The following is a 19,564-nucleotide window of genomic DNA, read 5'->3' as shown; positions in this document are numbered from 1 at the left end:
GAGTATATGAATGATATTAAGATCAGTAACGTTAATAAATATTACAAGCTTGGTAAGAAAGACAGAATACAAGTATTGCATGATGTAAATGTGGCTTTCAATAAGGGAGAGTTTGTATCCATACTGGGGGAGTCCGGGAGTGGGAAATCCACCTTAATGAACATCATCGGTGGCATGGACCGTGAGTACGAAGGTCAAGTGAAGGTGGATGGGAAAAGCCTTCAAGAGATGAGTGAAAGCGAACTTGATGCCTACCGTAAGCTAAAAATAGGATTTATCTTCCAGAGTTTTAATCTGATCAGCCATTTGTCGGTCCTTGAGAACGTGGTGATGACGATGCAGATGACCGATATGAAGACTTCTGAAAGAGAACAAAAAGCAAAGCAGACATTAACTGAACTTGGTTTGGGCGACCATCTCCATAAGAAACCGAATCAACTTTCGGGAGGTCAGAAGCAAAGGGTAGCCATTGCCCGTGCTCTTTCCAATGACCCGGATATTATCCTCGCGGACGAGCCGACAGGGGCGCTGGATAAGAAAAACAGCGAACAAATCATGCAACTGCTGGATCAAATTGCTGCACAAGGGAAACTTGTCATCACCGTTACCCATTCTCTAAAGGTGGCGGACTATGGAACCAGGATCATTACGATGGACGACGGAACCATCATAAAAGATGAGTCGATCAGGGAGCCTTATGACAGGAAACCGTCAGGACAAAAGGTGAGAACGAAGAATTTGAAGTTTGGAGCAGCTATAAAGATGGCTTTTAACAATATTCGTTTGAACCTGAAACGGAATCTTCTCGTCTCATTTGGAGGGGCAATCGGGATTTTAAGTGTCATTCTAATGTTGGGGCTTGGTTCAGGGGTGACCGACTATATCAATAAAGAAATAAATGTAAATGTAAATCCCGATCTCATTCAAGTGACGAAAGCCCCTGAAGATCAATCCAATTCCGGGTCAGGACCCCTTCCAAATCCAGTACAGGAGACAGTGACTCTGGAACAGAAGGATATCGATCAAGTGAAGAACATTGAACATGTGAAGAATGTGGAGAAGGTCTATACCTTAACGATGGGAAGCTCCATTCTCTATAAGGATACTTCGGTAAATATCGTTCAGTACCAAACGATGAATCAATCCGTGACGGGAGAAGATCTGATAGCAGGAGATCTTCCTGATGAGAACGAAGTATTGCTATCTGAAACTGCTGCAGAAAAGGCGACAGATTCTCCGGAAGATCTGGTCGGAGAAAACGTGGAAGTCTACATCAACACCACGGATGATCAGAACAGACCCGTTGTCCTTCAGGAAGAAATGAAGGTGTCCGGAGTCATCAAAGGCAGTATGAATCAAGACCTTGCCTATACATCCTATCAGACATTGGAGAATATGTTCAAACAGGATGACATCACTCTAAAGGCCACCCAACTGGATGTGACGGTGGAAGGTGAGAAGTATGTGGATATGGTTGAGACAGACCTCAAAGATGCCGGCTTCACCGGTACCGGAGTAGGGAACATCCTGAACCAGGTGACAAATTACTTGAAAATCGCCACGAACGTCCTCGCAGGCATAGCGGGAATTTCTCTGCTTGTGTCGGCCATCATGATTATTGTCGTGTTGTATATCAGTGTGGTGGAAAGAACAAAGGAAATCGGGATACTACGGGCCGTGGGTGCCAGAAGAAAAGATATCAAACGTATTTTTTTCTCTGAAGCGGCTTTACTGGGTCTTGCAAGCGGAGTGATCGGTGTACTCGTTGCAAGTGGCATCGGAGTTCTGGGCAATAATGTCATGCAGCAGGCATTCGAAACGAAGTTGATCCAGATCAGTGCAGGAAATATGCTGACAGGAGTTATCATTAGCGTAATCATCAGCATCCTTGCTGCTTTGCTCCCGGCTTCCAAAGCGGCAAAGCTGGATCCAATGGAATCGCTGGGATATGAATAATGAACAAGCCCATCCGGGAGAATGAACCCATTGAAAGAATAGTAAAGAGTCCAGGCCATTCGGCTGGACTCTTTTTCATGAAGTGGAGATAGGTTCGAATTAACACATCGGACCAGTAAAGGGCAATGAGGTGGAATAAAAACAGCGTTATCCTGGAATGGCTGGAATATGATTTCTTGTACTTGGCTCGTCGTTAAGGAAGGTAATGTTGATCGATCCCATTATTTCTTTGTCTGCCTTCTGTGTTATTACTTCTTCTGTAAAGATATTCAGCAATTCATTGATTTCTTCAAATAAGGTAAGCCCATTTTGGTTAAGTAAATGGATTAACTCCCTTACACCTTTTAACTCTATCTCGAAGTTTAGTAGCATCATCTTATTTGAATACGCAGGAGTTTTTTTGATTTAAATGAAGAAAATAAAGGTGTTAATTACCTAATTATAGAAAATGTTTAAAGATATCTTTAATAAAATGCAGGTTTGCTATTGGGAATCATTCAGAAGTTGATCAAACAATCTACCGTTCAATGGGAGGTAAAGAGATGGAGGTCATAAATAGAATACAAGAAGTATTAACCAGTGGACTTGCTTTTGTTGTTTATATTGCCATTCCAGCGTTTATTCTTATAAAAGCTATAAGGAGAAAGAAGCTCCCTAATAATCAATACACTCCTGTGGACGATATTCTTGATGGTAAAGTGAAAGATGTTGAAGATGATGACTATAAAGGCTAGGTTGATTGGTGACAGTACTAAAAAAACTACCCGGATATAAAACAGGAAACTTTCAATGAATTTGAAGCTAAGGCTTATCCAGAACCCGATGAGTGTAAAAATAGGTACTCTATCTGTGGATATACTGGTCGGGAAAGGGAGTCATCCTCAAAATGGAATTCATTAAGGAGAAAATTTATGATGACAAGCAACAGGTTAAAGGTCACTTTATCTCAATGTGACCATAAAGACATTCAAGGTTTAATTGAGTTGTCTGAATCAGTTGGGTGGGATTATGATGAACAGGAAATTCGAACATTGATGTCATCTGGTGAAATATTTGGTCATAAAAATGGTGAGGGAAAAATTGTTTCAAGTGCAGCCATCATCCCCTATGAAAACAGTTTCGCCTCCCTAGGAATGGTCATAGTCAACAAAGAATACAGGGGATTGGGATTAGGAAGAGTAGCGACTCAACATTGTCTGGACTCGCTTTCAAGTGATATTTCAATTATGCTCATTTCGACTGAAGACGGAAAGCCTCTCTATGAAAAAATGGGATTTAAAACCGTTGATCGTGTACATAAGTATATATGCGATACCTATTCAACTTCTAATCTAACCAATAATACAATGACCATTGAACGTTTTAAGGACAGTGACTTACATAAAATGATTAAGTTAGATGAAGCAGCCTTTGGAGATAAAAGAAGTCGTTTTCTTAAACATAGAATAAATCAGTCTGAGCAATGTGTGGTAGTGAAAGATACAAAAGGGAACATGATAATCCACCCATTATGATATTTAATTCCACTAAGATGCCGCAGAGAAATAATGAATTATTTGGAATTGCTGCTCAGGTATTTGGGTAAGAGGCCGGGATTTTAATGGACATGTTAGGAGGACAAACAAGTATGACTGATAAAAAGTATTATAGAGCTTTTGGAGTATACGGTATCTATATAAAAGATGGAAAACTCTTAGTAATACATAAATCTGGTGGCCCTTATATTAATCGTTTTGACTTACCTGGAGGAAGTTTGGAAGAAGGTGAAAGTTTAGCAGAAGCGATGAGGAGAGAGTTTCTTGAAGAGACTGGTATAGAGATTGAAATTGAGAGAAACATTGGGGTTATTGATTTCAAATTTCCGTCTGTGTGGAAAGAATTTACGGATGTTCATCATATTGCAGTCTATTATTCTGTGAAAAAGATTGGTGGTGAAATAAGCATACCTGAACAGTTTGAAGGGCAAGACTCATTAGGAGCTGTGTGGGTATCCGAACATGAGGTATCTTGGGAAAATGCATCCCCTTTAGTTATGAAAGCCTTTGAGTGGATGAAAACCAATGATTTAAGGTTGAGCGCAGAGATATATGAAGAATGGGAAGTGTTAAAATGACTGTTTTATCAGTTGAAATGAAGATGAACTTATTCTCTGCAATAAGATTGTAAGTAATTTATTTAACGAATTTTACTATATCTATATTCCAGATAGGTAAGGAGTTAGAAAACTATGAAACCACTACAAGGGAAAATTGCTGTTGTCACAGGTGCATCCCGTGGAGCGGGTAGAGGGATTGCCTTCGAACTAGGCACTGCCGGAGCAACGGTGTATGTGACGGGTCGCAGTGTAAGGGGAGCTACAACCGATGATCGACCCGAAACGATTGAGGAAACGGCCGAGGGTGTCACTTCACGTGGAGGGAAAGGGATCGCCGTACGATGTGACCATACAAATGACAATGATGTGAGAAACCTGTTTGAGCGAATTGAAAGGGAACATGGCCGGATTGATATTTTAGTCAATAGTGTATTTGGTGGTTCCGAAAGTTCTTTACCTTCAGGAGAAGGAAGACATTTTTGGGAACGTCCTAAGGAGCATTGGGAAGCGATGATGGTTGCTGGACCTCAAGCATATTTACTGACCAGTCGCTACGCTGTGCCTTTGATGCAGCAATACCAAAGAGGGTTGATTGTAAATATGACATTTTTTATCAAAGGCAAGATTTCAGGTAATTTATATTATGATTTAGCTATGAATGCTATCAATCGAATGACATTGGGAATGGCAAAGGAATTAAAGGACTTCAATGTTTCAGCCGTTGCGGTTTGTCCAGGTTGGATGAGGACTGAAAGAGTGATTGATTCAGGATTTGGACCAAAAGATGGAGCAACGGAAACAACAGCATATGTAGGGCGTGCTGTAGTGTCATTAGCAACAGATCCAAAGGTATCAAGGTTTTCAGGCGACGCCTTGATGGTGGCTGATCTGGCAAAATTATATGGTTTTACAGATGTGGATGGTACTCAACCGTTGCCGTTTGTATAATCAGCAACTGGTTTTCGAAAGATTAGCGCTTAAGTACCGAATGATATTCGCATAATTGGGAGGACGACTAAATGATTTTACACACAGAAGTATATGGAGAAGGGGAACCAATTGTTTTGCTCCATACGGGGTTACAAACAGGAAATACGGATTTTGTGAAACAAAGAGAGGTACTTCAAGAAAGCATGAAAGTCATAGTGCCGGATTTAAGAGGACATGGGAAGTCGGTAAATAATGACTTTGGCAACTACTTTGAAGACGCTGCAGATGATTTGAAAGAAACCCTCGATCATTTACAGATAAATCAACTGCACTTAGTAGGGTGCTCACTAGGAGGATTAGTGGGTTTACGCTTCGCAAAGAAATACCCTGATCGTTTACGAAGCTTAACCTTGTCTGGAATTACTTCTGACAAGCCGGACAATTGGAAGGAAATGCATTCTCAAGATGTTCAATTCCAAAGAGAGTTATTGGAAAATAGCGAATTTACCAAGCCACTGGATCAGCAGCATGATTCTGATTGGAAGCAGTTTATTTATATGGCCAGAGACGAAGACTGGTACCCTTTTGACCTTACGTCTGACTTAGATCATATTCGTGCTCCGATCCTGTATATGGTAGGAGAAGGGAATAAAGCAGAAGTGGCAACTGCAGCGAAATACCAAAGAGTACATCCTCATGTGCATGTGTGCGTCATTCCATTTGCCTCGCATCTGGTTCATGAGCAAAAACCCGAGAGGTATACGGAAGTACTATTAGATTTTCTCAGTGAAATACAAGTTAAGAGCTAATTTGTATTCGCTTATTTTGGGAGCGGTATGATAGACCAATTACTATAAAACCTCAGAAATATACATTGATAATAGAACTTCAGATAGAGCACTGGTGACGGCCATTGTGAGACTCCAATCAAGGGAGGTGCAATATATGCAAAGAAAAAAATCACACAACACATCAAATCTAATGGCAAAAATTAAAATTGTAAAAGGGGCAAACTTTGTAACAATCGAACATACAAAAAGTCTTACAAATTTGGAACTGCTTGAACTTATCCCATATATGATGGACCAGCCTTTTATAAAAACGACTGAAATCGTAAATATCCTTGTTGATGGTCAATGTAGTAAAGAGGTAGACTCCCTTCTAAAAGAATATGGGTTTACGTTACATGACCAAAACGTTACCGTTCACAAAGTGCTTGATGAATCATCTGATTTGGGAGATGGATTTTCATTGAAAGACTTACACGACATTCCGCTGGAAGAGTTTAAAAGGGTCTGGGAAGCTTCGATGGAGGAATCATTAAATGCACCATCTTCGTTAAATATTGAGGAACAGATGCGAAGCGTAGAAGTGGAACTAGGTCCGGACTAAAAGAAGTCTTGTATGATTGCTTATGACAATGGAGCTCCATTCGGAGTCACAATGCCTCATATAGAGCCAGGAACGTTAGAAGAGGGAAGGATCTTTTATTTCGGGATCCTTCCAAGGGAAAGAGGGAAAGGGAAAAGCAAACTTCTCCACCAACAAACGCTAGAAATCTTAAAAAAGGAATTCAACGCTTCTTATTACATAGGCTCTACCGGTCACAACAACCTCCCAATGCTTAAAACATTCGAGAATAACGGATGTACGGTTATAGAAAGAAATAAAGTATACAAAAGGAAAAATTAAAACATTGTGTCGAGATCATTGAGATCCAAATCTGAAGGCATACAGAACAATGATTTTTAAATGAAAAGGAGGGATAAGAATGGGCGTAAGGAATTATCTAATCGAAGGCGGTTCCTGCACAGGCAAAACAACGGTCTGCAATGAATTGCAGCGGCGCGGTTATCAAGCGATTCATGGCGACCGCGAATTGGCCTATCAAGGCGATCCGGAAACGGGTAAACAGACCGATACTGCCTCGCACAAGAACCATATATGGGATGTCGATAAGGTAAAAGCGTTGGCAGATAATAAAAATGAGCCAATAACATTTTTCTGCGGTGGGTCTCGTAACTTCTCGAAATTTCTCGATCTATTCGATGGGGTGTTTGTTCTGGAGGTCGATCGTGAAACTTTACACCGACGACTGGACGAGCGACCGGAGAATGAATTTGGCGGGAAGAAGTCGGAACGGGAACTCATTGCTCGCTTGCACCGGACGAAAGAAGACATTCCCCAAATTGGAACGATCATTGATGCAACTGCACCGATTGAGGACGTAGTCGATGCGATCGTCCGTAAAATCGAAGGAGATTAGCTTAAGAAAAGCGTAACCATAGAGGGCAAGTAAGTGAATTTAATTCCTGAAGAATTTCTGCACAAAAGAAGGGATTGAAACAGGGTTATATGGCCGGATTTAAAAAGATCGTCCATCTCCTTAATAGACTTAAGCAAGTGTTTTACTCCTATGACGATGAAGGTTTTTTGACTGCTGAGAAAGACTATATTGATAATATCAAGAATGCTAATCCGTATGGAAAATTCGTTCTGATCTTTGGTATGAGTTCATTCGCATTTGGACCACAGTATGTCATTTTACCTGTCATCACGTTGACAGTAGCATTCCTTACCATTTGGACCTTTGATCAAGAAAAAGAAGACAACCCTTGGACATTTTTCCTGGGGACTGTTTTGTCTCTTACGGGATTATATATGTATATTGCGGGAGCAGTTCACATTCTAATGTAAGTAGACCATTTCTCTTTTCTATAAGAGAGGTGGTCATACAGCAAGCCGATTTCCGAATGTAGCGGGAGTCGGCTTTTTTAAATTGAATTTCAAAAATATGGTTGACTATTCAGTTGAACTGTATTAAATTGATATTAAGCTGAACTATATAGTTGAACTTAATAAAGGGTGAGAGTATGAAACATAAATTATTGCCGCTGTCTGAAACGATGCATTATATTTTGCTGGCACTGCGTGAGCCACTTCACGGCTATGCGGCCATGCAGAAGATCGAAGAAATGAGTAACGGGGCCGTTATGTTAGCTGCCGGAACATTATACGGTGCGATTGAAAACTTGAACAAACACGGATGGATCGAACCTGTTGGACACTCAGGACGGAGAAAAATCTATAAGATCACGTCTGAAGGAAGCGCCATTTTAAAAATGGAGCAGGAAAGGCTCTTGCATATTCTATCCCTGTACGAAGGAAGTGAAGCGAATGAAGAAGTTTAAATTTTTCATCAGTATTGAAAAAGAAGAACGTTGGCTGAACGAGCAATTGCAAAAAGGCTATCGCTGCACAAACATTAGCGGTCTGGGAATCTACACCTTCGAAAAAACCGACAAGAGATATGTGATGCGACTGGACTATCAGGATTATCTATCTAAGAAAAAGTTTGAGGAATACAAAGGGATCTATGAGGATTTTGGTTGGAACTACCTGAAGGGGTACTGGCTGAGTGGAATACGCTATTGGCAGAAAGAAAGCGATGACCAGGATGAAATCTTCTCTGACCGAGAATCGAAGAGCCAATATTATAAAAGATTGATGGGATATTCCTTAGGGCTTTGTATGGTGTTCCTGGTTTATTCTTTTGTGTATTACAGGGATTCCGCATTATATCATGAAGGTCTTTGGAATATGGAAAATTCATTATTCTGGAAAGCGTTTATCTTTGAAACACCATTTGTTCTTTTGAAATTGTTTCCCGCATTTATGGTTGTATTATTGGCTGGAAGTTATTATAAAGCTTATCGGAAGTATTCGGTGTTGAAAGAGCAATAGAGGGAAAGGGGGCTTATCCGGGGAGGATGAGCCCTTTTTATCTGAAATTTTTCTTGAGTATGATGGTTTAATTTGGAATAATTGGTATTGGGTTTATAAATTTTTATTGTGAGGGTTGAGGTGGTGTTTGATTAAAAGCCACTTTCAGTTAAATATGGGCTTTTTGGTGGTATTCAATTCTACTACAGTTACCGAATCAGCCAAAAATAGAATTGTACTGAAAGAGGTGTTTATTTGACTGAATTCCAAAAAGCAACTATTAAGTTTATGGAGAGTATAATATTTCTGCTCATTGGTTTTCTTTGTACAATATATGTTTTGAAACCAGCTTACGAGAAATTCGGAATCGAGTTTATTGGGAATATATGGATAAACTGGTTTGGAGTTAGTTATATCCTGTATGTGTTATATACGTTAATAGCGTCGTTCTTTATAGTAAAGGGAAGTGCCTTTTTTCACCAAAGGGCCTCATCCATTATATTTTGGATAATGTTTATCGCCGCAAATTATGTGGTCTTTTCACCTTTTTAAAAGGTGAAAATCCGTTTTAATACTATTAACTCCATTTTCAACTATCTCTACTAGATTGTTATAAAAAGCATGGATGGGAGAAACGCAAAATGCTGGAAATTAACCATAAGACGTACATTAAAGTACCTTTAGAAAAAGTCTATCAAACGATTTCGACCTCTCGAGGTTGGAATGCCTGGTTTACAGATGATGCTTCTATAAATATCGATTCAAATGGAACAGGTCAGATACGCTTGGTATGGGGAAATAATGAACATAGAACGATTGAAGATGGTGGACCAATCATTGAGGCAATCCCTAACGAACGTTTTGCTTTCAAATGGTCACCAGGAGAAGTGACTTCAACCGTCACCTTCAAGTTTGAGCCGTATAAAGAGGGTACATTAGTCATCCTTAATGATAAAGGCTATACACACTCTGTAGAAAGTTTAAGAGCCTGCATGGGATGTGCGGTAGGCTGGGGGGAAGCATTAACTCTGCTAAAGATCTACTTAGAGCATGGAATAGTATACAAGAAGGATTTACTATTTTTTTAGAGTGAAAGCGTCAACCATCATTTCTAAGTGGCATGAAACTTGAGAGTACTAGTTTTAGGTGCAACTGGTTTTCTGGGATCGAGGTTACTAGGTATAGCGGAAGAATTACATTACACAGTGTTAGGTAGGTCCATTGCATAAACAAAGTTACTTTCCGTTTTATCAAAAGCAATTGAGAGATCTTGGTTATGATGATGATGTGATAAAACCATCCACAGTTGATTCTAATGAAAATCCTTCTTTAATCCTGGATACTTCTTTAAATACTGAAAAAGTGAATGGTCTACTTAAAACTAAATTTAGAAGTCCAATATAAAATGAGGTTAAATTAACGGTTCATTGTGACCGTCATTTACTGAAATTGATATATTTGGTAATATAATAGTGGAGATGTAACGAAAGGGGAATCTATCCATATGTGGAAAGCCTTGAAATGATTATTTAATTAGATATAGACAAAAGCGTTCTTTGACATTCAGAGGGATGCGTTTATTTGTCTATCTTAAAAAATCATTCAAGGGTCACATGGTGTGGACATTTACATTCCCATTGCCTGGCAGATACCATTGGATATCTGCTTTTATTTTTGGGGAAACGCACATCTCTATTGCCACAATCATTGGGCCCCTATTTCGGGGGAATATTAATGAACAGTCAGTACGATCAAGAAGAAATGTTATCTGGTGGAAATGTCTCGAACGTGTATCGATCGGGAGATACGGTGCGGAGAGACGTAAAGAACGAAAGTGTTAAAGTTCATAAACTATTAAAGCATTTGGAGAAAAAAAGCTTCCATTACGCACCAACATTTTTAGGTGTTGATGATGAAAATAGAGAAATATTATCCTTTATTGAAGGAGAAGCAGGCAATTATCCATTAAAAAGGTATATGTGGTCTAATGATGTTTTAAAAGAGATAGCAAAAATGCAGCGTCGCTATCATGACGCTGTAAGTGACTTTCCAATTGAAGAAAGTTGGAAACCCCTTGATCATACGCCTCGGCCATTCGAGGTAGTATGTCACAATGATTTTGCGATCTATAATATTATTTTCAATCAGCAAAAGCCGGTAGGGATTATTGACTTTGACGTTGCAGCTCCAGGTCCAAGGCTTTGGGATATCGCCTATACGCTTTATACGTGTGTTCCCTTAAGTAGACACTATCATTTGGAAACAGGCGATGCCGTCCAATATGACCCTGCAAAGGATGCAGACCGGATCAAACAAAGAATTCATTTGTTCTTCGAAGCATATGGTGTCGAAGGGATGGAAAAAGGCTTTTTAGAGATGGTTTTGCTGCGGATTGAGGGTCTATGCCAACTGATGCAAAGGAAAGCCAAAGAAGGGGATAAGGCCTTCCAAAAAATGATCGATGAAGGACATTACGAGCATTACCAAAAGGACCTTGAATTCCTCCGAGAGCATGGGAACGAATGGGTTTAACGGGGATGTTGAAGAAGCCGGGGGGTCAAGTACTTTGGTTCGATCATGAAAATGAACCGGGGACCTGACTAGACCCATCGGTTTTTTAGATAGAAAAGGCAGCCTATAAACGTAAGGCTGCCTTTTCTGTACCTAATTTCATTGTACCATTCATTTCCAGAAAATATCAGTCTTTATTTATTCGAATATACTGATAACCTTAATATAGATTTGTTAGGAGGTAATGGGATGATCGATTATCGGATTAAAAACCATGGAGATTTCTCACCAAAAATTGGTGAACTTGCTTCTATGTTAGAACATACAAGGGCGGTTACTTTAGACGAGATAAGGGATTTAACTGAAGAAGAATTGGATTATTTGGTAGATGAAGGTTCGAATTCTATCGGTTCACTATTGCTTCATATCGCCTCGATCGAATTTGTTCACCAAATTATAGCATTTGAAAATCGGGATATTAATGAACTGGAGCTTAAACGGTGGAAGTCTGCCTTGGAACTGGGACAGGGGGCAAGAGAAGCCATTCATAAGAATTCAGTGAATTATTATATAGACGAGATGTCTAAAGTCAGAGAGAAGACAATGAAGAAATTCAAAGATCTAAATGATGAATGGCTATTTCAGGAAAAACAATGGGGGAATGGTGTAGCCTATAATCATTATTATCTTTGGTTCCACGTGTTTGAAGATGAAATCAATCATCGTGGTCAGATCAGAACCATTAAACGCATGCTTCAGAATAACAGGTAATTATATTGGAGGAAAAAGGATACATATTATAGGGAGGAAGTATTCGTCGTAGATTTCCCAACGAATGAGAGTCCTATGGGTAAAATGATTGTTTATGCAGATCCTCAGTCACTTAACTACATTGGCCACGGTTTAACGGATTAGAAAAAGATTAAATGAAATTGGATATTTATGTTATTTTTGTATATGGGTGAGTCCTTAAAATATTCCCTGCCACTACTTAGTCAAATGAATTTATAAGACAGGAGAATAACGTTTATGGAACAAAAAATACTAGAATTCCTGAACATGATTTATCCAATAGATTTCACCAAGGTTGAACCAGTAACAAATGAAATGTACCGGTGTGAGGCAGATCAAGGAAACTTCTTCGCCAGGATCACGAACTATAAAACATACGATGAACAGTTAGAAGAAGTAACCTATACCAACTTTTTGTATCATCAAGGATTTGGCGTATCCCCAGCCATACTTTCATTAAGTGGTAAATTAGTAGAAAGAATAACACTTGATAGAGAACGATTAACGGTTTTGTATAGAAAAGCTCCTGGTGTGCATTTACCGAGAAATCAATGGAATGCTGGAGTACTAAAAGGTTTGGGCAGGCAAATTGGCAGATTACACCGCTTATCAAAAGAATATGAAAACATGGGGACAATCAAACATATTAACGATTGGTATGATAATGAGGAATATGATTTTCTTAAATATATCCCTAAAGAAGAAAGGTCGATTAGGGAAGTGGCAGAGGCCGTCTTATCTACAATAAAAAATCTTCCCAAAAGTCCATTAACATACGGTTTGCTGCATGGTGATTTATGGTTGGAGAACGTATTGGTAGATCGTGACTCGAACCTGACAATGATCGATTTTCAGGATTGTGAGAAAAATTATTATGTATTTGATTTAGCTGTTCCAATCTATAGCGCAATGGAGTATTCATATGTAGGCAATGGGAACATTGTTGACTATGGACGTTCCATTACGAAAGCAATAATCGAAGGGTATCAGGAGGAAAATGACATATCTTCAGAAATGTTAGACAAGCTTCCTCTGTTTATAAAATTAAAAGAACTTTTTGAATACAGCTTAATGCATATGTATTGGGATAAAGAGAAGTTAACGGAGGAACAAATCCGAATCATGAACCATTTTAGAATCAGGTTTGAACAGAATCACTCCATGATGAATTTTTAACATGATGGTACTCTCCGGAGAGTGGCTTCTTCCATGATCGGGCAAGTAAACAGCATATCTCCCTTAGGCGTAATCCCCAAAAGGATTACGCCTAAATGATTTAAGTAGGGGATTGTGCAACCTGAAGGAGTTTGAAATAATTGAAATAACAAATTTTTCTATAACATAAAGGAGCGATGGGGTGGATAGATTATTTGGAGCATTAATTGTTTCACTTTCTTTATTAACAACTGCCTTGGTATCAGTAATTCTTACCGAAGAAGGGTTTATTATATCTGTAACATGTATAGTACTGGCTGCTTTAATCGGTATTTTGCTATTAACTAATAAGGAAGAAAAGGCCAATAGACCAGTAAGTAATGAAGAGATAGAAAAGGAACTGGAAGAGCTTACTAAATGAGCCACGGGGTCAGGTCCGTAGGCCCAATACAAGAATGAACCAAGGGACCTGACCCAATGGTTTTTGAGAAGGGGGACTATGATGCCTGGAAATAAAGGAATTTGGGAGAACCAGTATGGTAAGGCAGAGGATCATTTGTGGGGGCTAAATCCAATCCAAACATTGGTTGATTACTCTACATTAGTGAAAAAAGGAAAAGTGTTAGACCTCGGAATAGGCGAAGGAAGGAATGCTCTATACTTTGCGGGTAAAGGGTATGAGGTTGAAGGAGTTGATATCTCAGAAACAGCGATAGAGCGTTCATTATCGAATGCGCAAAAAGCAGGGGTAGGGCTCAAAGCCGAAGTAAATGATTTGACCAGCATTCAGATAGAAGAAAATACTTATTCACTGATCATACTCGCAAATGTCCTCAATTTTTTTAATGATGAACAAATAAAAGAAATTCTCAAGAAGGCAAAGAATGGCTTAGTAGAAGGTGGTCTCATCTATATCAATGCTTTCGGTGTGAATGATCCAAGTTACGATAAGAATGTGAGAAATGCAGAGCGGGTAAATGATTTTACATTTTACCGTCCCAAGTCAGATACCTATATCCACTTTTTCACTCTGAGAGAATTAGCTCATCATTTTGAAGGATATCAAAACATAAAGGCATCCGAGACCTTTATGTTGGATATGAGTCACGGAGAGCCTCATTATCATGGTATTGTTGAAACGGTATATAAAAAATGGAACGATAAACTAAAGGGGAGCTTATCTTAAACAATAAAGGGTTCCGTTTTGAGATGCTCGTACCCAAAAATTAAGCCCTAATGGCACTCATATTGACACACAAACTGCAAACTATAATACAAGACAAAAAGACTCGTCGATTGACGAGTATTTTTGTCTTGTATTAGAAATTAGTACGGCATATTGATCTTCCATTAAAGCCCCCTATAACGGAACAAAGGGAGCTATCCATTAACCTGGAATTACTCCCCTTTATGAGAAAACTTATACGTTAATACTTAACAAAACAAGAAAAGATTAAAATCCTCCAAATCCACTACTTTGTGATTTCACACGTTCCAATTCCTGCAACTGTTCATCTTTGCTCCCCTGAAGGGTCCTTCTTCCTAAAGCTCCAAATAAACCGATGCCTACAACAACAAAAAGTCCAATTCCTAAATAAATTCCCATTGTTCATCCTCCCATTATTCAAATGATGTTGCTGTTTCAATTAACTCTTCCTTCGTAATTTCATCACCATTTGCCATTAAGTGATACGTCAGGTCTCCATCTTCCCAATGAAGACTCAATGAACCATTTTCAGTTTTTCCAAAAGTACCTTCATTATTACCAATCTCCACTTGCTCCTCATTATCAGTGCCTGAAAAGTGAACTTCGCCACTATTGGTTTTCAAATCCATCAATTGACCATCCACTCCGTCGAATTGGAAAGTCTGCATTACCTCTCTTTGCTCTCCTGGAGTCGGTGTAAAAGTTGCTTCTTTCACTTCGAAAGGCATTTTCGTAGGCAGTTCTGATTGAAATGCCTCCTCTTTAAGGTCTTCTTTTAAATTGGAGTTATCAAAGTCTTCGAGACTGCTGGAAGTCCCACCGTTCCCACAAGCTCCTAGGAACAATATGACGAATAACACGAATAATCTTTTCATAAACTCCCTCCTAACTAATTATATATACGATGAAGCAGTGGGAAAAGTTTCAATTTTCAGTAAAAAACTTGTTCAATTAACCTGCCCTTTAATGGAATATAAACTTTCTTTGTCTATCCTTATTTTACCATAGGTTAAGTTGCCGATATAACAGTTTATGATTTGTTTTGAGAGACAAAACGGCGAGGCAATTGACACTCTTTTTGGCACCTTTTTTTATGAGGACAATAGATGTTGTCCGGAATAAAAACCTTGTATTTTGGACTGTCATTTTACATGGTTAATACTTTATAAACCTCGATATAATAAGAAACTGACCTATGCCAATCCATAGGTCAGTTTTAATGCCGTTCATACAAAAAGTACCCGAAAACGGAACCCTTTACTTAAACAGGATAGGCTCTTTTTTTATATAAAAATACTCCTTGAGGAAGCTTCCTTATTTTGAAATAATTGGTATGGAGTTAAGATGCAGGTTACTGGAAGTTTACGCACAAGATTCCTTGATAAACAATAAGGTGAAAGCAAAAGGGGAGATGTTTATGTGGTGGGAGTATTACGGAGATGCGGTAATTGCTGTATCCGTGTTGACTGCCATTTTGATTTTGACTTTTATTCATTTCTTTAGAGCAAAAAGGAAAAAAGGGTTCATTGCCCCTTTACTCATATCAATTATAGGGTATATCTCTTTTGTAATTGGGATTGTCTTTATCAGAGGTTGGGGTGGAATGGGATTTATAGTCTATGGTGTGATCATTATGGGGATCGGTCTCATTTATTACCTCGGGTTTGGGGTGTACAAAAAAATAAGGTACCAATGAAGAGTGTCGTGTAAGCCAAGGGATCAGGTCCCTTGGTACAATGATGTGAAAGAACCGAAAACGAGGTGAGCATAATGATTATTGAAAGTGTATTCCAACAAATAGAAGTAGCCATAAACACACTCCTGAAAATAATGGATCAGTTAACAGAGGAAGACTTAAACAAGCGGCCCACTCCCAATAAGCACTCAATCGGAGAATTATTAGAACATATAGCCGTCTTATTTGAAGCGGATTGGCGTATTTCAAATGGAGCGTCAGGGGAAGACATGAAACGTTTTTATTCAGGCGTGTCATATCCCACATTGAACTCGGTTAAAGAAGGGTTAAACGCGAATTACCATGCTCTTAAAAATAACTATAGTAAACTTTCTGAAGATCAACTTATGTCTGAAACCACTTCCTATTGGGGCGTGACGTACACTAGATATGAGTGGTTATTAGAGATATTAGCACACATCTACCACCACAGGGGGCAGCTGCACGCTATGCTTGTTCACTGTCTTGATCAAGACCCTGATATTCTGATGTTTGAATAAGGTGGCGTTTTCTCTTCAGACATTCACGTTATAGATACATCGAAAGGAGTTTTCATGTTGAACGAAATAAAGGCAATCACTCATTCTACATACGAGTCATTCTGTACACTTGCCAATGGGGCATTCCCTGGTTTGAACGCCGATCAGTGGTTGAAAGACCATATTGAGGAAACGCCAAGTGAAAGCTTATATGGAATGTTTAAAGGAAGCCATTTAGTAGCGGGTATGAGGACATTCATGTTCGAAATGAACTTGAACCAAACCACCATTTCGGTTGGCGGGGTAGGAATGCTTGCAGTGGATGTGTTACATAAAAAAGAGGGAAATGCTTTTCAATTAGTAAATTACTTCTACGAGCTTAATAAGTCCCAAGGCCATCATCTCGTTATGTTATATCCTTTTAACGTTTCGTTTTATAAAAAAATGGGATTCGGAATCGGGACTCACGTTTATCAATATTACTTACATCCAACAGCATTTCAAGATTATTCCCGTAAAGACCACCTTACACAGCTAAGCAGGAAGGACAGATTTTTGATACTGGATTGCTACAACCGGGTCTATCAAAACACGCATGGGATGACGAAGCGATTTCCAACTGAGCGGGAGTTAAACAGACCCTTCAATTTCGGAAGAGTTGTGGGATTCAAACGGAATGATCAGGTACTTGGCTACGTACTGTATGAACCCAAGGGAAAAGATCTGTATATCCATGAACTATTCTTTGAAACGAGCGAAGTGATTGAAGAAATATCGACTTTCTTACATCAACAATCAGATCAATTCCAACGAATCATCATCAACTCAAACAATGATGACTTCCTCCATTTTGTGCGTTCACCTGAGAGTGGAATGAATACAATGCTTGATACCGCGCCCTCTGTTGATAATAAGCACATGGTGAATCTTGGGGTTGGTGTGATGTATAGAGTGATAGATTGTAAGGGCTTATTCGTGGAGCTGTCCGAGAAAAATCACCCATTCGGCAACGTCTCCTTGACGGTCCAATTTGAAATACAGGATGAACTGCAGAGTGATGATTCAAAAAATTTCACAGTGACGTTTTCAGATGGGACCATCACCAGCTTCCATGAACACCCAGTCGATACCGTAGTGAAAATGGAGACCCCTGAATTCTCCTCTATGATCATGGGGGCGGTGAATTTTCGGACTTTGTATAAGTGGGGAAAGGCAAAGCTCTCTAATCCAGAGTATGTTCCCCACATCAATAACCTCTTTCAAACGGAGGGAAGACCGATGTGTACGAAGGCGTTCTAGGTCATTGGGGACGGTGGCCCAACACCTGTCTCCAGGTATTTATTCGAAAAATAGTTATTGACAACCGAAGTGGAAAAATATAGAATTTTAAAAAATGAATAAACCAAACGCTTTGATTAGGAGTAGTAAGGATGAGTTATTGTGTAGAGAGCTGTCGGAAGGTGCGAGACAGTCAATAGCGTCCCCAACTCGCCTGGGAGTGGATAGATTGAGATGTAAATCTATACGGTTGACTTCCGTAAAAGAGTTCTGAGATGTTTTGCTTCCAAAAGAATTGAAACAAGAAGAGTGGTACCACGATACTAATCCTATCGTCTCTTTAATGAGACGGCAGGATTTTTTTATTTTAATTTAAGGGGGACCTAGTATGAGTGAAAGTTGTTTTATCTGTCAGAAGCACGATGGCACAATCTCCACTTCAGGAGTAAAGATTTATGAAGACGATTATGTATATGTTGGTCATATTGACAGAAAGGGGAAGCCGAACTATTTAGGTCATATGATGATTGATTTAAAGAGACATACTCCCTCGCTAGCCGATATGACGGTAGAAGAAGCAGGAGCATTTGGGGTGATGATGGCAAGGGTAAGTAGGGCATTAAAGGAATCAGAAAACGCCGAGCATATCTATTCACTTGTTTCAGGAAACTCTGTTCCTCATCTTCATATGCACATAGTGGCCCGTTATCCCAATACTCCAATAGAACACTGGGGACCAATGGAAGTGTATGATTGGGAGGACGCCCCAAGGGGAGACAACGAGCAAGTTGTGAACCTATGCAATCGGATCAGAATGCACTTGGAGAATAACTGATTGATGGCAGCTCAAATGAGTGAATTCAGTTGGGTTGGGAGTAAAACCAGTCTTGTAGACGAAATAATCGTTCATACTATCAACCACATCACATTAGGGCGGTTTGGTGGGAATTCAGTTGCAGGACAGTATAAGAACGAAGACGGTTGCCTTATATGGACTGATGATAAACAAGATTGGGAGTTTGTAGTTCTATTAGATGCTCACAATTCAGCTGAAAGTGCTGAATTAGTCATCAACCAATTTCTAATTTTCCGAGAAGAAATACAAACTATATTATTGCTGCACTTTGAACAAACGTTAAAAACACTTGAAGGAACGATACTTAAGATCTTACAGGATGAAAAATTCATTGATGAGTGTCGAAGAGTTAAAGGCGAAACAGCTTGTTTAATCGCATTAAGGAAAGAAAAATATCTTTGGTGGTTCTCCATAGGAGATTGTATTTCATACTTGTTCCATCCGGACCTCGCCAAGCTCGGCCAATATCAAGTGAACCAAAGACAATTTTATGAATGGGTGGGCCAGGTCAATACGTTCGATCAAAAAGTTCCTTGTTATAATAGAGGAATAAGAGAACTAAGAAAAGGCTTGAATCGTATCTTGTTAACAACGGATGGATTAGTTGAATGTCCTAATGAACCCTATTCTAATCCTAGAGACATTTATAACGATACAAAAGACCACAAACTTAATGAGGGAATAATGGCATTACTAAATACCATCAAAGAAAATAATGTTAGAGATAGTACAACCATCATCGCTTGGGACGTGAATATATTAACAGATGTGACTGAACCAAGTGATCTTTAATGTGTTGGTGTTGGTAATTGGCTGGGTTCATTTGCTGCTGATGGCGAACTTCATG

The 19,564-nt window shown here is 39.2% G+C and carries 24 protein-coding genes and 1 other annotated feature; of the genes, 22 read left to right on the top strand and 2 right to left on the bottom strand.

Going from position 1 to position 19,564, the window contains the following annotated elements:
* Positions 1–6: 6 nt before the first annotated feature.
* The 18 genes from CN378_RS04845 to CN378_RS04750 all read left to right on the top strand — a co-directional run bounded on the left by CN378_RS04845 (position 7) and on the right by CN378_RS04750 (position 14,348).
* Complete coding sequence (locus tag CN378_RS04845; RefSeq protein WP_098350796.1) at positions 7–1,956, top strand: ABC transporter ATP-binding protein/permease; 1,950 nt, start codon at positions 7–9, stop codon at positions 1,954–1,956.
* Positions 1,957–2,498: 542 nt separating this feature from the next.
* On the top strand, positions 2,499–2,690 hold the full coding sequence (locus CN378_RS04835; protein ID WP_098350794.1) for a hypothetical protein: 192 nt from the start codon (positions 2,499–2,501) through the stop codon (positions 2,688–2,690).
* A gap of 177 nt (positions 2,691–2,867) precedes the next feature.
* Positions 2,868–3,470 carry a GNAT family N-acetyltransferase gene (locus CN378_RS04830; protein ID WP_306471840.1) on the top strand — a complete coding sequence of 201 codons (603 nt, stop codon included), beginning with the start codon at positions 2,868–2,870 and terminating at the stop codon, positions 3,468–3,470.
* Between the two features lie 113 nt (positions 3,471–3,583).
* Positions 3,584–4,069, top strand: a complete 486-nt coding sequence (locus CN378_RS04825; protein WP_098350793.1) for an NUDIX hydrolase — start codon at positions 3,584–3,586, stop codon at positions 4,067–4,069.
* 114 nt (positions 4,070–4,183) lie between these two features.
* Complete coding sequence (locus tag CN378_RS04820) at positions 4,184–4,999, top strand: SDR family NAD(P)-dependent oxidoreductase (protein WP_098350792.1); 816 nt, start codon at positions 4,184–4,186, stop codon at positions 4,997–4,999.
* A gap of 71 nt (positions 5,000–5,070) precedes the next feature.
* Complete coding sequence (locus tag CN378_RS04815) at positions 5,071–5,790, top strand: alpha/beta fold hydrolase (protein WP_098350791.1); 720 nt, start codon at positions 5,071–5,073, stop codon at positions 5,788–5,790.
* 136 nt (positions 5,791–5,926) lie between these two features.
* Positions 5,927–6,373 carry a hypothetical protein gene (locus CN378_RS22535; RefSeq protein WP_098350790.1) on the top strand — a complete coding sequence of 149 codons (447 nt, stop codon included), beginning with the start codon at positions 5,927–5,929 and terminating at the stop codon, positions 6,371–6,373.
* A gap of 12 nt (positions 6,374–6,385) precedes the next feature.
* On the top strand, positions 6,386–6,673 hold the full coding sequence (locus CN378_RS23115) for a GNAT family N-acetyltransferase (RefSeq protein WP_098350789.1): 288 nt from the start codon (positions 6,386–6,388) through the stop codon (positions 6,671–6,673).
* 79 nt (positions 6,674–6,752) lie between these two features.
* Positions 6,753–7,247: an AAA family ATPase gene (locus tag CN378_RS04800; protein WP_098350788.1), complete on the top strand. Its 495-nt coding sequence runs from the start codon at positions 6,753–6,755 to the stop codon at positions 7,245–7,247.
* A 74-nt stretch (positions 7,248–7,321) separates the two neighbouring features.
* Positions 7,322–7,678, top strand: a complete 357-nt coding sequence (locus CN378_RS04795) for a cell division protein FtsK (RefSeq protein WP_257141008.1) — start codon at positions 7,322–7,324, stop codon at positions 7,676–7,678.
* A gap of 176 nt (positions 7,679–7,854) precedes the next feature.
* A complete protein-coding gene (locus CN378_RS04790; protein ID WP_098350786.1) occupies positions 7,855–8,172 on the top strand; it encodes a PadR family transcriptional regulator in 318 nt (105 codons plus the stop codon).
* Complete coding sequence (locus CN378_RS04785) at positions 8,159–8,725, top strand: DUF2812 domain-containing protein (RefSeq protein ID WP_098350785.1); 567 nt, start codon at positions 8,159–8,161, stop codon at positions 8,723–8,725. The genes CN378_RS04790 and CN378_RS04785 overlap by 14 nt, the downstream gene beginning before the upstream one ends.
* A gap of 620 nt (positions 8,726–9,345) precedes the next feature.
* Entirely contained in the window at positions 9,346–9,792 is a 447-nt protein-coding gene (locus CN378_RS04775) for an SRPBCC family protein (protein ID WP_098350784.1), read from the top strand.
* Positions 9,793–10,438: 646 nt separating this feature from the next.
* On the top strand, positions 10,439–11,236 hold the full coding sequence (locus tag CN378_RS04770; RefSeq protein ID WP_098350783.1) for a phosphotransferase: 798 nt from the start codon (positions 10,439–10,441) through the stop codon (positions 11,234–11,236).
* 228 nt (positions 11,237–11,464) lie between these two features.
* On the top strand, positions 11,465–11,986 hold the full coding sequence (locus CN378_RS04765; RefSeq protein ID WP_098350782.1) for a DinB family protein: 522 nt from the start codon (positions 11,465–11,467) through the stop codon (positions 11,984–11,986).
* 258 nt (positions 11,987–12,244) lie between these two features.
* Positions 12,245–13,183, top strand: coding sequence for a phosphotransferase enzyme family protein (locus CN378_RS04760; RefSeq protein ID WP_098350781.1), 939 nt, complete (start codon positions 12,245–12,247; stop codon positions 13,181–13,183).
* A 181-nt stretch (positions 13,184–13,364) separates the two neighbouring features.
* Positions 13,365–13,583 carry a hypothetical protein gene (locus CN378_RS04755; RefSeq protein ID WP_098350780.1) on the top strand — a complete coding sequence of 73 codons (219 nt, stop codon included), beginning with the start codon at positions 13,365–13,367 and terminating at the stop codon, positions 13,581–13,583.
* 81 nt (positions 13,584–13,664) lie between these two features.
* Positions 13,665–14,348: a class I SAM-dependent methyltransferase gene (locus tag CN378_RS04750; RefSeq protein ID WP_179884816.1), complete on the top strand. Its 684-nt coding sequence runs from the start codon at positions 13,665–13,667 to the stop codon at positions 14,346–14,348.
* 267 nt (positions 14,349–14,615) lie between these two features.
* On the opposite strand, the gene CN378_RS22530 is transcribed toward CN378_RS04750, so the two are convergent.
* Positions 14,616–14,768 carry a hypothetical protein gene (locus CN378_RS22530; RefSeq protein WP_179884815.1) on the bottom strand — a complete coding sequence of 51 codons (153 nt, stop codon included), beginning with the start codon at positions 14,766–14,768 and terminating at the stop codon, positions 14,616–14,618.
* 14 nt (positions 14,769–14,782) lie between these two features.
* Complete coding sequence (locus CN378_RS04745) at positions 14,783–15,244, bottom strand: DUF4367 domain-containing protein (RefSeq protein ID WP_098350778.1); 462 nt, start codon at positions 15,242–15,244, stop codon at positions 14,783–14,785.
* 895 nt (positions 15,245–16,139) lie between these two features.
* On the opposite strand from CN378_RS04745, the gene CN378_RS04735 reads away from it, so the two are divergent.
* The 4 genes from CN378_RS04735 to CN378_RS04720 all read left to right on the top strand — a co-directional run bounded on the left by CN378_RS04735 (position 16,140) and on the right by CN378_RS04720 (position 19,509).
* Positions 16,140–16,604: a DinB family protein gene (locus tag CN378_RS04735; RefSeq protein ID WP_098350776.1), complete on the top strand. Its 465-nt coding sequence runs from the start codon at positions 16,140–16,142 to the stop codon at positions 16,602–16,604.
* Positions 16,605–16,661: 57 nt separating this feature from the next.
* A complete protein-coding gene (locus CN378_RS04730) occupies positions 16,662–17,882 on the top strand; it encodes a GNAT family N-acetyltransferase (protein WP_179884814.1) in 1,221 nt (406 codons plus the stop codon).
* Between the two features lie 103 nt (positions 17,883–17,985).
* Positions 17,986–18,204: a binding site (T-box leader), on the top strand.
* A gap of 45 nt (positions 18,205–18,249) precedes the next feature.
* Entirely contained in the window at positions 18,250–18,696 is a 447-nt protein-coding gene (locus CN378_RS04725) for an HIT family protein (RefSeq protein WP_098350774.1), read from the top strand.
* A 3-nt stretch (positions 18,697–18,699) separates the two neighbouring features.
* Positions 18,700–19,509 carry a protein phosphatase 2C domain-containing protein gene (locus CN378_RS04720; RefSeq protein ID WP_257141017.1) on the top strand — a complete coding sequence of 270 codons (810 nt, stop codon included), beginning with the start codon at positions 18,700–18,702 and terminating at the stop codon, positions 19,507–19,509.
* Positions 19,510–19,564 lie beyond the last annotated feature (55 nt).

The organism is Bacillus sp. AFS015802 (genome assembly GCF_002561455.1).
Classification (GTDB): domain Bacteria; phylum Bacillota; class Bacilli; order Bacillales; family Bacillaceae_B; genus Rossellomorea.
Note: the sequence above shows the minus strand (reverse complement) of the source record. Positions and strands in the feature narration are given on the sequence as shown.